The following is a 15,182-nucleotide window of genomic DNA, read 5'->3' as shown; positions in this document are numbered from 1 at the left end:
TTTTCTAATGAATATTCTGCATGTAAGTTCGGAAAAAACCTGGCGCGGCGGCGAACAGCAAATTGCTTATTTAATAGAAGAACTCCGGAAAAACGGCGAAAACTGTTTTGTGGCTTGTAGAAAAAACACGCCTTTCGAAGAATACTGTAAGAAGCAGAATCTGCCGCACGTAGCCTTGCCTTTCGCGAACGAATTTGACCTTTACACGGCTTCGCAGCTGAAAAAATATTGTGCTGAAAACAGAATTGACCTGGTGCACGCGCATAGTTCGCATTCGCATGGCTTGAGCGTTTGGGGGGCGGTGCTGGGCAATAAACCGCCCATTATTTTAAGCCGCCGCGTCGATTTTCCGGTGAAAAAGAATTGGTTTTCCAAATTCAAATACAATTACAAGGGCATAAAACGGGTGATCTGCGTTTCAGAAAAGATCCGCGAAATTACCATGCCTTCGCTTAAACGCCCGCAGATCTGCGTAACCGTGCACAGCGGCATTGATCTGAGCCGTTTCGAAAACAGCAAGAACACCGGTAAGCTGCACAAAGAATTTAACCTGCCGGAACATCAGCTGATCATTGGCAATATTTCGGCTATTGCGGAGCAGAAAGATTATTTCACGTTTGTAAGTACCGCTGAACTTTTGCTGCAGAAAGGGCTGCACGCGAAATTCTTTATTATCGGCGATGGCCCGATGCGTGCCGAAATAGAAGCCTTTGTAAAACAAAAAAACCTGACAGCGCACATTATTTTTACCGGTTTCCGCAACGATGTGCCGGAGATTCTGCCGGAGTTGGACGTATTTTTAATTACCTCGCAAACCGAAGGCCTGGGCACTACTATTCTGGATGCCTTTGCGTGCCGGGTGCCGGTGGTGGCTACGCGGGGCGGCGGCATTCCGGAAATTGTGAAAGAAGGCGAAACCGGTTTATTGGCCAACGTTTACGACACCGAACAATTAGCGTACCAGGTACAACGGGTTTTAACCAATGAGAAACTGCGGCAGATCTTAACCGAACAAGCTTGCCGTTTTCTGCAAAATTTCCGGAAAGAAAACACGGCAAAGCGTACGCTGGAAATTTACCGGCAGGTGCTGGCAGAAAATCAGGAGCTTGAATTGCACTAAAAACGGTAGGGTTTAAAGCTGAGAAACTGCTGTAAGCCGGTCTATTTCAACATCGTTCACCCTCTAAAAAGCTGCATTTACCAGATTTAAGTTGCTGTGTTGTTTGCTGAAAACAAAAAATACTATATTTAATCTGGTTTAGAGTACAGGCAGTATTCAGCCTGAAGAACATGCGCGCTTTTTTGCTTACATTATTTTTGATCTGCTCGTCGGTAAATTTTTTATCGGCGCAGCAATACAATTTAAAAATCTGGACCCCGGAAGAAGGCTTGCCCCAAACCGAAGTTACCAGCATGGTACAGGGTCACTGGGGTTTTATGTGGATCGGCACGATGGGCGGCTTATCTACTTTCGACGGGCTGCGTTTTACCAATTTCACGAAAGAAAACGGTTTAAGCAGCACCAGCATCAGTTGTGTTTACCAGACCCGCCAGGGCGCAACCTGGATCGGCACCTACGACAACGGCATAAATCGTTTATCAGGTTTCAGTAAATTTACGGCTTACGGCACTCAAAACGGTTTGCCATACGGCGGCATTACCAGTATTACCGAAGATAAAAACGGCCGTTTATATGTGGCTACCCCAAAAGGCATTTATTTCCTGGAAGGCAACACGTTCAAGCCACTCCCGGCCAGTACCGGCGTTCCGGCCAAAAATTTCTGGACCATCCGTTTCGACCGTAACAACAACCTTTGGCTAGGCACTTTGGGCGAAGGGCTTTATCGTTACAACGGCAAAACTACCGAGCACTTTACTTTAGAGAACGGGTTAAGCAACCTGATCGTTTATTCGCTTTTCGAAAGCCGCAACGGCACCATCTGGATCGGAACTTACGGTGGCTTTACCAGATTCGACGGCCAGAATTTCAAGCCGTTTTACCCGGATACAGACCAGAACCTAAACCGCACCATGGCCATTGCAGAAGATTCGGAGGGCAAACTCTGGATGGGTCTGGATGGCGGTGGTTTATTGAGCTTCGACGGTAAAAAGATGACCCGCCTGACCTCCAAAAACGGTTTAGCCTGCAACTACATTCATAGCCTGCTTTACGACCGGGAAGGGAATTTATGGCTGGGGGCGCTGAATAATGGTCTGCAGCGGTATACACCTTCCAGTTTCACGTATTATTTAGAGCCCGAAGGCGTAAGAAACAAAAATATAAGAACGGTGGCGCGCAATGCGCAGGGCAATTTATGGATCGGCACTTTTGATGGCGGTGCGGGAGTACGTACCGGCAACACTTTTAAATGGTATACAACCGAAAACGGCCTGCCCCACAACATTGTGAACCACATTGCCAAAGCACCGGGCGGCGCCATGTGGTTTGCTACCAATAACGGCATTGCCCGCTTCGAAGGCGCAGGATTCAGAAAATATACGTTTCAGGATGGCCTGGTCTTTAACATTGCCAATTATATTCTGCCCGAAACCGACAACCGCATCTGGATCGGAACCAACGAAGGACTTTCCTTGCTGGAAAATAACCGTTTCCGGAATTACAAGATCTACGGCAACCAGAAAGACAATTTTATTACCAGCCTGTTTATAGACAAAGATAAACAGCTTTGGGCTGGTACAAAATCGGGCGTTTACCTCTTTAAAAATGGCACTTTCCGGCGTCATCCTCAGGCGGCCGCCATGAACTTCAAGGAAATTACCAGCATTACCCAGGACTTTAAAGGCAATTTATGGGTCGCGAGTTTCGACCATGGCCTGGCCCGGATTTCGCCTGACCTGAAAAAGACCACCCACGATCATATTGATAAAGACCGCAACCTGCTTTCAGAATCAGTAACCAGCCTGCGCATCGATTCGGCAGATCAGCTTTGGGTAGGCACCATTAGCGGTATGAACCGGCTGAATTTAAAGGAATATTATAAAGACCCATCCGGGCAGATGAAACGCTTTACAACCGCCGACGGCTTTCGGGGCATAGAAGTAAACTCTAATGCGCTGGAAGAAGGCAGAGGGGGCAATATGTGGGTCGGAACGGTGAACGGCCTGATCCGGTATAGCCCCGAAAATGAAAAACGCGGGTTACCAACGCCCCTGCTCAATATTTTTGCGATCAAACTTTTCGGGCAGCCGGTAAACTGGAAAGAACGCGGCTACACCTCTACGCATGGGCTTAACATGCCCGATAACCTGAAGCTGCCATACGACGAGAACCATGTTACTTTTGAATATCGCGGCATTTATCTTACCAACCCTGAGCTGGTAACCTATATGACCAAACTGGAGGGTTTCGATAGAAAATGGTCGGAGCCAACTACCAATACGGCTGTAACTTATTCTAACCTGCCGCCGGGCAATTATAAATTTATGGTAAAAGCCTGTATCCGGAACGGCAGCTGCGTAGAAAACTCAACGGATTATGCCTTTAGCATTACGCCGGCATTCTGGAGCAAAGACCGCATAGTGGCCATTGCTGTTTTACTGATCAGCGGTTTTGCATTGGGCCTGGTACGCTGGCGCGAACGCAACCTGCGCCGCCTCAATACGCTGCTGGAAGCAAACGTGAAGCAACGCACACTGATGCTGGAAAGGAAAAACCAGGAAAAAGAAGTTCTGCTGAAAGAGGTGCACCACCGGGTAAAAAACAACCTCCAGATCATTACCAGTTTGTTGAATCTACAATCGCGGCACCTGACCGACCCGGCTGCCCTGGAAACCCTGCGGGATATTAAAGACCGGATAAAATCTATCTCGATGCTGCACATGCGGCTTTACCAGCGCGAAGAACTTTCGTGCATCGATCTTTCGGAGTACGTACAGACGCTCTGCCGCAGCCTTTTTTCATCATATGGCGTGCGCGAAGACCACGTGCGGCTCGAGTTCGATATTCCGACGTTATACCTCGATATTGATACGGCTTTAACCCTGGGACTGATTGTGAACGAATTAGTTTCTAACACGTTAAAGTATGCATTTCCTGACCAGCGCAAAGGCACCCTTCTGATAGAATTGCTGCGCGTAACCGAAACGGATTATACGCTCACGATCAGCGACGATGGCACCGGCCTGCCCGATAACTTCGAAGAAAAAATGGCTACGAGTTTCGGATTGCAGCTGGTTAGTTCATTAATTAAAAAATTACACGGTACCTTAAAATTTTATTCTGAAGGCGGCACGCAAATCCGGCTTCAATTTGTTATCTTACCACAATAAAAGAATTTGGAAAAATGGCTACACCTAAAATCCTTATTGCTGAAGACGAAATAATTATTGCTGAAGATATTGCTTCCTGCCTCGAAGAGCTGGGTTATAATATTTGTGCAATAGACTCCGGCGACCATTTAATAGAAATTATCCGCGAAACCCAACCGGACCTGCTCCTGCTCGATATTCACCTGAAAGGCGACATAGATGGCGTGGAACTGGCGGCTCAGATAAAACAGGAATTTGATATCCCGTTCATTTTCCTGACCGCATACGCCGACAAGGCTACTATAGACCGGGCAAAAACCACCGAACCCTACGGCTTTATTGTAAAACCTTTCGACGACAAAGACCTGCGTTCGGCCATAGAAATTGCACTTTACAAGCATAACCGCGACAAAGAACGTGTAGAACCCAAAACCGCCACCCCGGTTTCTGACAGCGCTTTTACGAATGAATATTTATTTGTAAAAGTAAAGCACCGCATGGTGAAGATTGCGCTGAAAGATATTTTGTGGGTGGAAGCTTACGACAACTATTCCTTTATTATTACGCCGGGCCATAAATATTTAATAAGCTCCACGCTGAAGGAAATGGAAACCAAGCTGCCTTCCAAAAACTTTGTGCGCACGCACCGGTCTTACATCGTAAACCTGGAAAAGGTAGATGCTTTTGAAGAAAATTCGCTTATCATCACCGAAAAATCGATCCCGATCGGAAAATCTTTCCGGAAGGAATTAATGGCGAAATTTAATATTATTTAGCTGAACACTTGCACCAGAAAAACCCTTGACTTGGGTAGCAGTTTTTTAGCCTGAAAGTATAGCGTTATCAGCGCTTTAAAAAGTAAAAAGTCCTGCCGGTATAAACCAACGGGACTTTTTTAGGTTAAAACGATAGCGTTTTTATTCCAGTACTACATGAAACTGTCCATCCCTGATTCTAAGCGTATCGGGCAAGGTGCTTTCTGTGCAGCCGCGCGTTCTTACAAAGTTTACGCTGAACTCGCCCCAAACTTCTTTGTAATTACCAGTTTCTTTGGTAATGCGGATATAGTTGGTTAGTGAATCAGCTTCTATCAATTTGTAGATATCACAAACTACATCGCCATCATCTTGAGCAGTATTAAAGGTTGCATAAGTACTGGCGATATCAGGATGTTCATTAACTAGCTGATTTGCCTCATATAAGCGTTGAGTATTAACATTTTTATTTACTGCACCGAATCCAAGATCCTGCCAAGGCACCTCTTTTCCATCAATTATTTTTAACTTTTGGCACACAAAACCAAATTTAGCCCCTCTATTTGAGCCTTTAATCTTTCCAGTCCAATATGTACCATTGAGTTTACAGGTTAACGAACCTTCTATCGGTTGATTTTTCTCTTTTGAACACCCAAAGAAAAGGAAGGTAAAGAGTATTATAAATAAATTTTTCATAAATCTTTACCTTAGTTATTCTAACATTATTTTACGATGCAGGGTTATGCCCGCCGTTTCAATCTGCAATAGATATAAACCACGCAGATGGCGGTTTTTGCTATCCAGGTTTAACTGCTTCGTTTTTTCATCTATTGCACCTTCATAAAGATTCACAACAGTTTTTCCGCTCAGGTCTTTTAACAGTATATTAGTAAAACCTGTTACACTTTCCGGTAAGGTTATCGTAAATTTTCCGCTGTTCGGATTTGGGAAAATGCTGATATTTTCGGCAATAGGGTTTTGCTGCAACGTTTGGGCACGACGATTCAGGTCTGGATCAGGAGGAGCAATACAGAAATACCGGAAGCTTACTTTTGAAGTGACAGTGTGATTATTAGCATCAGTTACTACCACTTTCATAAAATAGAACTTGCGGTTGGCGCTGTTTGCTGGCACCGAGAAAGGTTCTGCACTGCTGGTTCCTTTAGGCATCCAGTTATAGCCATCCTGGCTGGAATACCATTGGTATTGGTAAGGCCCTAGCCCGCATTGCACAGCTGCCTTAACCACGCCTTCGCTTTGGCAAGAATTTAAGTAATAGTACACAGAGGCAGAAGCCTGAAAAGACTTTGGCGGTTCCGGGTAAAAACTGGCTATATGATATTTTAAATCATTTACTTTTTGAGCATTATTATGATTGGTATTACCAGTTGCTTTCTTTTTATATTTTACATCCGGGTTCGACACATGTTCTATTCTAGAATCACCTCCTACAGCCATTAATGTATAACGCTTTGTCCCAAAAAAGCCTAAAACATCTCCTGTCCTAAATACAGCACCATGTGCATTTCCAGGGTCAGGGTCAGTATTATGTCTGCCACCGTATAAATGGGTGATTTCATGCGCAAAGGTAAAACGGCCTGTGGTAGCTGCTGTAATATCTACAATAGCGTAAGAATCAGCAAATGCCCCGCCTATATCTTTTACTACTCCATAAGCGTTATAGCCCGGCGCAGTCAACAAGACCACAATTTCAGCCTTATGGATTGCCCGCTAATTCTGGGCGGTAGTATTGTTAGATAGTTGAATCACATCAGCCATTATTCCATTTGTGCCTTCCGTAAAGCTTAATGGCTGAATGGAGGCAATATACAGACTATTATTAATGCCGCTATTTGCCCATATGTTATTAAGCTGGCTAATGGCTAAGTTGGCTTTACCGGTAATATCAGTTTCGTAGTTTAAGGCAGCCGGAGTGTATAAAACTAAAACTTTTGTAGTAGCTACCTCGCAAGGGTCGGAGCCATTAGTACGATAAGCAATGCTATCGGCATCCATATCGGCGGCGCACTCTTCCGCAGTAAATAAGCTTAGATCGGTTTCGCAGAGCGCCTGTACGCCTCCAGTCAGGTCGTAGAGTTCAAAGCTACGGTTTTCCAGGGTTATGTGGCCGATAATCAAGCCATTATTTTTCATTATGGTTAATGAGCCTGAGCCGCAAAGGCTATCTGTTTCATAATCCGGTTTTTCTACCGTTTGTCCGTACCATTGGTAATTATTTTCATTTGTTTTTTCTACGTTGGCAACGGCAAAATGTAAATCCGGGCAGGCAATGTAAGGAAGCTCTAGTTTAAGCAAGCCATTATCCTGCACAAGTTCTGGGTCCTGGGTTTCTACAAAATGGATGCTTTTATAGATGTTGTGGTTATTAAGCTTTTCTAAACGCCCACGCTGCGTAGTGTTCAGATTTTCAGCCTTAATGCTCAAATGCTTTAAAATGCTTTCGTTCTGGGCGTTGGCTACCCTGCTAAATAACGTTAAAAGCACAAACGATAAAATGACAAGTTTTGCTTTCGGACGTTTTACGCTCCTAAAAGCCTGCAAGAATAATGGGATAGTTTTTTTTGCATTGTGTTAATTTTAAAGGTGAGAAAAAATTAATCCAATAGAAAATCCCGCGTTTATCTTCAATTATATTTGCAATATAGATATTACAAAATATAAAACAATCTTTGTTGTAACTTCATTTTCAATAAAAGCAAAAAGTCCTGCCGGAATGCTCCGGCAGGACTTTTTATGCTTAAAACAATACCGTTTTCTAAAGCTTAGTAACGGTACAGATCAGTTTTGTAAGGGCCTTGTTTCTCAACGCCAATGTAAGCAGCCTGCTCGTCGGTCAGCTCTTCCAGCACTACGCCAATTTTAGCTAAGTGTAAACGGGCAACTTTCTCGTCTAAGTGTTTCGGCAGGGTGTACACTTTATTTTCGTACTGATCGGCGTTGGTCCAAAGTTCGATCTGGGCTAAAACCTGGTTGGAGAAGGAGTTAGACATTACGAAAGACGGGTGACCGGTAGCGCAACCTAAGTTCACCAGACGGCCTTCGGCCAGGATGATGATGTCGTTGCCTTCTACGTTGTAAAGATCTACCTGCGGTTTTACGGTGTCTTTGGTATGGCCGTAGGTTTCGTTCAGCCAGGCCATATCGATCTCGTTATCGAAGTGACCGATATTACACACGATGGTTTTGTCTTTCATGGCGCGGAAATGATCGCCGGTAATGATGTTGCAGTTACCGGTAGCAGTTACCACGATATCGGCTTCTTTAATAGCATCGGCCATTTTCTTTACCGCATAACCATCCATAGCAGCCTGCAGCGCACAGATCGGGTCAATTTCGGTAACAATTACGCGGGCACCGGCACCACGTAAAGAAGCAGCCGAACCTTTCCCAACGTCGCCGTAACCGCCTACTACGGCTACTTTACCAGCCATCATTACGTCGGTTGCGCGGCGGATGGCGTCTACCAGCGATTCTTTACAGCCGTATTTGTTGTCGAATTTCGATTTGGTAACCGAGTCGTTTACGTTAATGGCCGGCATAACCAGGGTACCGTTTTTCATGCGCTCATATAAGCGGTGCACGCCGGTAGTGGTTTCTTCCGAAAGGCCTTTAATGCCTTCCACCAACTGCGGATATTTATCGAAAACCATGTTGGTCAAATCACCACCATCGTCCAGGATCATGTTCAGCGGCTGGCGGTCTTCACCGAAAAATAAGGTTTGCTCGATGCACCAGTCAAACTCTTCAGCGTTCATGCCTTTCCAGGCGTAAACCGGAATGCCGGCGGCCGCAATGGCAGCAGCAGCGTGATCCTGCGTAGAGAAAATATTGCACGAAGACCAGGTAACGTCAGCACCAAGCGCCGTCAGCGTCTCAATTAAAACCGCCGTCTGGATAGTCATGTGTAAGCAACCAGCAATGCGCGCACCTTTCAGTGGCTGCGAAGCACCAAACTCTTCGCGGATCGCCATTAAGCCCGGCATTTCAGCCTCGGCCAGCTTTATTTCTTTGCGGCCCCACTCAGCCAGCGACATGTCTTTTACTTTGTAAGGAACAAAAGTCTCTACCATTATTTCAGAATTTAAATATTTCGGAATCAAAACACAAAATTAATCAATTTGTTTCTAAATACCTTTTAATCTGATTTAATTCCCTTTCTCCGGGAATCTGCGTAAAAACGCTATGGTTTCGGGCTGAAAAACTACCATAACCTGCAAAACGCTATGGTTTTGCTAAAAAAACTGTCGGCCAGGCAACCAGTGACCTTATTAATTGGTCTTGCCAGCCAGAATTCCTTATGAAACTTTCACTAATTTTACCAGCCGCAAACCTGATCCTATGAAAAAACCGCTCTCGCCAATCCTTCTCTTCCTGTTGTTTGCTCTTTTATTTACCGTTCCGGCTGCCGTTCAGGCCCAAACCAACATGCAACTTAAATTTGTGCGCGACCTGCCTGAAAATTTATTTTCTGCCCGCACCGCCGTTTTAATTGGTTATGCCAGTAACGTAGAAACCACTTCCGAAGAAGATGCCCGGATCATTAGCAAGTTCAGCACCCAACTTCTTACCGACAACCAGCGCCTGGGCATCCAGATGCTGCATTTCGCCGATAAAAATGTGCTGCTGCAACCCGCTAAAAAACGCCTGTTACTCCGGCAGTACGACAGCCTGAAAATAGAAAACCTGCTGCTGCTGGATATTACTGATATAAAAGGCACCGGCGCGGTGGGCTCTTACGTGCTCACGCATACGGCTTTTAACCGCCGCGTAACGCTTACTTCGCCCAACCAGAAAGCGTTTGTGCTGCAGGCCGAAACGTACGAAAAACTGATCCAGAATTTTATCCAGGCCACCAAACAGTACGGACCCAATTATTTTGAAAAAGGGCCGGATATTACCCTGTTAAAACCGGTTTTAACCACCGAACCTAATCCGCAAACCTTACCAGCCGGTACCCAAACTTCGCCCGCAAAACCCGCTAAACCCCTGGCTTACCCGTTAATTTCCCGCACTGCCGAAGATGTACAACGCGGAAACGGCGGCCCGACCCGCAATTTTTACTACTATTTAGGCGCCGACCAGCGCGAAAAAAATGCCGGCTTTTTCGGGCAGCATCTCCGCAAAGATATTGCAGCCAGCCCAGAAGCCTTACAGGAACTCAATAAGTACCGGAATTATAAGATTGGTTACCTGGCCGAACGCGCCGTTTTTGTTTCGGCGGTAATTCTGTATGCCAACGAAGTTTTGCAGGACGAAGGCTACGTTTATTTCAACGACCGCCAGAAAGTGTACCTGGGCATTGCGGCCGGCAGTTTGCTGGTTAACGTTTTAATTCTGCGCAACACCAACCAGCACATGCTCCGCGCCATAGACGAATACAACGCTTTTGCTACCATTAATAATAACAGCGGCTTTTATAAATTAAAACCTTCGGGCTTTGGTTTTGGCACTTTTTATAACCGCAAAGTAGTGCCTGGCCTTACACTGAACTGGCAATTGCGCTAATCATTCATTTCATGGCTTTACAACCTTTTTCGGCGGAAGCCCGCGCCTTTCTGGAACAAAACAAAGCGGCCGATCCGGCCGGTTTAATGCTGCAGGCCAAACGCTTTCCGGGTTTGCCGGTAGCCGAACTGGTGCAGCAGATCCAGGCGCGGCAAAAAGCTAAAACCAAACTCCCAGGCTGGGCCGAAAACTTCGATCTTATTTTCCCGGCTAATCTTTCGGTAGAACAGGCTTCTTCGGAACTGACCGCGCAATTCAAAGCCAGGCTGGTTTCCGGCGAAATATTGGTGGACCTGACGGGTGGTTTTGGGGTAGATGTTTTTTATTTTGCGCAGCAATTCAGGCAGGTTTACCACGTGGAACAAAACGAAACGCTAAGCGAAACGGTAGCCTTTAACTTTGAAAAACTCGGGGTGAAAAACGTGACTTTTCTGGCCCAGAACGCTACCGTTTTTCTGGAAAATCTTAAACAAACCGCTGATGTAATTTACCTCGACCCGGCCCGGCGCGGCGCGGCTAATCAGAAAGTACATTTGCTGGAAGATTGCGAACCCGATGTGCTGCAGATGCTCCCGGCTTTACTGGCCAAAAGCCGTAGCGTGTTGCTAAAAACCAGCCCCATGCTGGATATTGACCGCGCCGTGCAGCAACTTAAAAACGTAGAAAGGCTCTGGGTAATTGCCGTAGAAAACGAATGCAAGGAAGTGCTCTACCAGATCGGGCAAACCGAAAACCCGGACCCGGAAATTACCGCCGTAAACCTGAACCCGAAAACTGAAACCGCCAGCTTTTCTTTCCGGAAAAATAACGAAGAAAGCGCCGAAGTACGTTATTCCGAACCGCTGGAATTTATTTACGAACCGAATGCCGCCATCATGAAAGCCGGCGCGTTCCGGCAAATTGCCGATCGTTTCGGCTTAAAAAAACTGCACCGCAACTCGCATTTATACACTTCCGAAAACCTGGTTGCAGATTTTCCCGGCCGGAGTTTCAGGTTAAAAACGGTAGCGAAATACAACAAAAAAGTGCTGCAAGGTTTAATTTCTGAAAAAAAAGCCAACATCACGGTCCGTAATTTCCCGGAAACGGTAGCGCAGATCCGGCAAAAAACCGGTTTGAAAGAAGGCGGCGATCTGTATTTGTTTGCCACAACGGATATGCACCAGCAGCCGGTAGTTTTAATTTGCGAAAAGGCGGGGTGATTGTTGAATTGCTAAATTGCTAAATGGTTAAATGGTTTAATTGTTGATTGCTAATTGGGAATCATTGAATGGTTAGGACGAAACGCTACCGTTTTAAGCGGCAAAACCTGTGAAGTTTCTGAAAGTCTCACAGGTTTTTAGTTTTTGGGACAGAAATGATAGCGTTTTTCAGGTGCCTATTAGTAACCAAGCTAGCGCAAGTGTTCAACGAAACGTTACTTTTTATGTCAGCAAAACGAAGTTTTGGCTAAATACCAGTAGTGCTAGCATTGCCAGCAATGTCGGAGGAAGGAGCTTCAGGTTATTCCAGTTTTTCCAACCATTCAACCATTTAGCAATTTAGCAATTAAACCATTCAACCATTTAACCATTTAACCATTCAACAATTTCACTTCGCTTTACTGGTCCATTTATTTCCTTTTATCCGGAAGCGCCAGGGCAAAAGTGCGTGATCTTCGGCGTAGGCTACTCCTACCCTGGGGCTTTCCAACACTTCGCTTTCCGGAATTACAAGGCCCTGGTCTTCTATCCAGATCTGGTTTCCGTTTAAATCGGCGCCGTAATGGTTGCGCGTGATGCCTAAAGCCTGGGTGAGTAAGCCGGGGCCGGCTGTTAAATTGGGTTGTATCCTGGACAAATTCCGGCGGAGCTGCATTTCTTTCAGGCCTTCAGTGGGTTCTATGGCTCGTATTAAAACCGCATCGGCTTTGTCCTGCACGTTGGTAATGATATTGAAAAGGTTGTAAATGCCGTAGATCAGGTACACATAAGCCACGCCGCCTTCGGCATACATGATCTCGGTGCGATTGGTGCGGCGGCCCAGGTGCGCGTGGCAGGCTTTATCGTTTTCGCCGGAATAAGCTTCGGTTTCCACGATCATGCCGCCGGTTAAAATGCCGTCTATGTTGGTGTACAGGAATTTCCCTAGCAGGTCGCGGCTTATCTGTACTACGTTTGGGCGCAGGTAAAATTCTTGGGGAAGCTTCATGAAATGGAATGATTGAATAAGGGAATTGGTGAATGATTGAATTAAAAGTTTGTAAACAGTTCTCTTGAACGGACTTTAATACGTTGAGTTTTTATAACCAAAACCATACCGTTGCAAACATAGTCCTCACTTCTACATTTTCTAATTTTCTCAATCTCCAATTCTCCCAATCTCTAATTCTCACATTCAATCATTCGCTCATTCAATAATTTTAAATACCTTTGCCTCCGGATTGGGTGATGGATCTTGCTGCCGCAAGAAACGTCTTAAAAGGGAAACAGGTGTAATACCTGTGCTGTTCCCGCAACTGTGATCTTCGATTAAAATCAGTTTTACCGCACAAGCCACTGCCTGCAAGCAAACCAGGTGGGAAGGCCAAAGCTGATGAAGAGAGCCAGGAGACCTGCCTGTTCCGGTTAATAAATGTTTCATGCTTTCGGGTAAAAAGCGTAGCGGTTCATGCAGTTAAATTTCCTGTTTAATTCATTTGCAGCACCTCTGAGTTCCCGGCTAATTTCTGGCTGGAGAAATGCGGTGCGTTAGTTTTTTAAGTTTACTTTTCTGCGGGGTTTTGCCGGCCTTTGCCCAGCAAGCCGATTCTCTGGGCGGCCGCAAGCTGCGCGAAGTGGAAATTGTGGCCCGCAAACCGGAAGTTTTTGCCGCCGGCAGCCGCCACACCCCTATCGATTCTGCTTTCCTGAAAAACAACAATGCAGGTTCATTGGCAGATATTTTACAAAATGCTACCGCAGTTTACATAAAATCTTATGGCATTGCTTCGGTTTCTTTCCGGGGAACAACTGCCAGCCAGACCGCCGTACTCTGGAACGGTTTTAATATTAACCTGCCTGCGTTAGGGCAAACCGATTTTTCAATTATTCCCGCCAATTCACTTGGGAGCATTCATTTGCAGCATGGTTCGGCAGGTTCTAATTTTGGATCTTCAGCCATTGGCGGGGCCGTTTTACTTTCTTCAAATACGGATATAAAACCCGGCTTAAGCTTAAACGTCCAGCAGGATTTTGGCAGCTTCGGACGTTATTTCACCCAGATTGGCGGCAGTTATGGTTTTAAGAAAGCTAACGTAGATGCTTCTATTTTCCGGACGGAAGCTAAAAACAACTTCCCCTTTATTAACACCTTCAAATTCGGAAAACCGGCGGAAAAACAGGAAAATGCTGCTACTGAACAAGCTGGCTTTACAGCTAATGCTTCCTGGAAAGCAACTGATAATAGCAGGTTCTTTTTCCGGAACTGGTTTACCAGCAGCAATTTCCAGGCCCAGCCTGGCATGATAGCCGCCAATACCCACGCCCGGAACCAGAACCGGAATCTACGCAGCATGGCCGAATGGAATTACCGCTCCGGCTGGGGGAATACCTCTTTAAAAGCCGCTTACTTCCATGACTTTATGCAGTACCAGGACGACAACCTGCAACCAGCCGACACGGATATTAAAACCTATCAGATACAGGCGGAACAGGCTTTTATTTTCCGGGAAAAACTGAATATAAACCTAGGTGCCCATGCCCAGTATTTTGCGGGGAAAGTAGATGGTTATTCCCAACCGGTAAATGAATGGCGGAATTCTGTTTTTGCTTTACTGCGCTACGATCTGTTTGAAACCCTGCACCTGAACCTGAACTGGCGGCAGGCTTTTGTGCAAGGATTTAATCCGCCACCGGCACCAACTTTCGGGCTCAGTTATGCATTTCTGAATCGGGCTAAAAATACACTTAGCTGGAAAGGAAATATTACGCGTGGCTACCGTGTACCAACCTTGAACGACCGTTACTGGCCACCCGGAAACGAAAACCTGAAGCCTGAAGAAAGCTGGAACTATGAAACCGGCCTGGTTCATCAGTTTACCCAGAATCAATTAACCACTGAAACTGAACTTACGGTTTACGCGCTGCGGGTAGACGATTGGATCCAATGGTTGCCGTCGGCAAAGGATGCATCAAAGTGGGTACCGGTCAATCTGAAAAAGGTACACGCCGGCGGCCTCGAGTTTTCAGGCAAAATAACCTACCATTTTTCTGACTGGCACCTGAAGCTGAACGGCAATTATGCTTATACCAGATCGGTGCAGAAAGCCACTTATCTCATTTCAGACGAACCGCTGAACAGGCAACTGGTTTACACGCCGCTGCATACGGCTTCGGCGCTGGCTGGTTTGGGTTATAAAACCTGGTTCCTGAACCTGAACGGCTCATTTACCGGCGAACGTTTTGCCGACGCCGAAAACGAAATTGCCTTGCCGGCTTATATGCTTTTTAACGTTTCGGGCAGCAAAGCGCTCCAGGCGGGCAAATGCCGGTTCCAGGTTATCGGCCAGATAAACAACCTCACAAATACCGTTTACCAGAACCTGCAGTACTACGCCCGGCCCGGCCGGAACTATAACCTGAGTCTGCGCTTCGAACTGAATTAAAACCAACC

Annotated in this window: 11 protein-coding genes and 1 riboswitch; of the genes, 6 read left to right on the top strand and 5 right to left on the bottom strand. The window is 46.0% G+C overall.

Going from position 1 to position 15,182, the window contains the following annotated elements; all coding sequences use genetic code 11:
* The first annotated feature begins 7 nt into the window (after positions 1-7).
* The 3 genes from I5M27_RS00150 (at position 8) to I5M27_RS00140 (ending at position 5,045) form a co-directional block, all read left to right on the top strand.
* Positions 8-1,120, top strand: a complete 1,113-nt coding sequence (locus tag I5M27_RS00150; RefSeq protein WP_200504010.1) for a glycosyltransferase family 4 protein — start codon at positions 8-10, stop codon at positions 1,118-1,120.
* A 170-nt stretch (positions 1,121-1,290) separates the two neighbouring features.
* A complete protein-coding gene (locus I5M27_RS00145; protein WP_200504009.1) occupies positions 1,291-4,290 on the top strand; it encodes a two-component regulator propeller domain-containing protein in 3,000 nt (999 codons plus the stop codon).
* Between the two features lie 14 nt (positions 4,291-4,304).
* Positions 4,305-5,045 (top strand): LytR/AlgR family response regulator transcription factor, encoded by a 741-nt coding sequence (locus I5M27_RS00140; protein WP_200504008.1) that lies wholly within the window; start codon positions 4,305-4,307, stop codon positions 5,043-5,045.
* A gap of 141 nt (positions 5,046-5,186) precedes the next feature.
* Here I5M27_RS00140 and I5M27_RS00135 read toward each other — a convergent pair whose 3' ends face one another.
* The 4 genes from I5M27_RS00135 to ahcY all read right to left on the bottom strand — a co-directional run bounded on the left by I5M27_RS00135 (position 5,187) and on the right by ahcY (position 9,115).
* Positions 5,187-5,720: a hypothetical protein gene (locus I5M27_RS00135; protein WP_200504007.1), complete on the bottom strand. Its 534-nt coding sequence runs from the start codon at positions 5,718-5,720 to the stop codon at positions 5,187-5,189.
* A gap of 15 nt (positions 5,721-5,735) precedes the next feature.
* Complete coding sequence (locus I5M27_RS00130; protein ID WP_200504006.1) at positions 5,736-6,725, bottom strand: T9SS type A sorting domain-containing protein; 990 nt, start codon at positions 6,723-6,725, stop codon at positions 5,736-5,738.
* A gap of 30 nt (positions 6,726-6,755) precedes the next feature.
* Entirely contained in the window at positions 6,756-7,586 is an 831-nt protein-coding gene (locus I5M27_RS00125; RefSeq protein WP_200504005.1) for a hypothetical protein, read from the bottom strand.
* A 221-nt stretch (positions 7,587-7,807) separates the two neighbouring features.
* The gene (gene ahcY / locus I5M27_RS00120) at positions 7,808-9,115 is read right to left on the bottom strand and encodes an adenosylhomocysteinase (protein ID WP_200504004.1); all 1,308 of its coding nucleotides are present in this window, start codon (positions 9,113-9,115) and stop codon (positions 7,808-7,810) included.
* A 268-nt stretch (positions 9,116-9,383) separates the two neighbouring features.
* Between ahcY and I5M27_RS00115 the strand changes: the two genes are divergently transcribed.
* Entirely contained in the window at positions 9,384-10,550 is a 1,167-nt protein-coding gene (locus tag I5M27_RS00115; RefSeq protein WP_200504003.1) for a hypothetical protein, read from the top strand.
* An 11-nt stretch (positions 10,551-10,561) separates the two neighbouring features.
* Complete coding sequence (locus tag I5M27_RS00110) at positions 10,562-11,752, top strand: THUMP-like domain-containing protein (RefSeq protein WP_200504002.1); 1,191 nt, start codon at positions 10,562-10,564, stop codon at positions 11,750-11,752.
* A 388-nt stretch (positions 11,753-12,140) separates the two neighbouring features.
* Here I5M27_RS00110 and I5M27_RS00105 read toward each other — a convergent pair whose 3' ends face one another.
* The gene (locus tag I5M27_RS00105; RefSeq protein WP_200504001.1) at positions 12,141-12,740 is read right to left on the bottom strand and encodes a DNA-3-methyladenine glycosylase; all 600 of its coding nucleotides are present in this window, start codon (positions 12,738-12,740) and stop codon (positions 12,141-12,143) included.
* A 217-nt stretch (positions 12,741-12,957) separates the two neighbouring features.
* Positions 12,958-13,165: riboswitch (cobalamin riboswitch) on the top strand.
* Between the two features lie 104 nt (positions 13,166-13,269).
* Between I5M27_RS00105 and I5M27_RS00100 the strand changes: the two genes are divergently transcribed.
* The gene (locus tag I5M27_RS00100) at positions 13,270-15,174 is read left to right on the top strand and encodes a TonB-dependent receptor (RefSeq protein ID WP_200504000.1); all 1,905 of its coding nucleotides are present in this window, start codon (positions 13,270-13,272) and stop codon (positions 15,172-15,174) included.
* Positions 15,175-15,182: the final 8 nt, after the last annotated feature.

The organism is Adhaeribacter terrigena (genome assembly GCF_016623615.1).
GTDB lineage: Bacteria > Bacteroidota > Bacteroidia > Cytophagales > Hymenobacteraceae > Adhaeribacter_A > Adhaeribacter_A terrigena.
The sequence above is the reverse complement of the archived record's forward strand: the minus strand, read 5'-3'. Positions and strand labels throughout refer to the sequence as shown.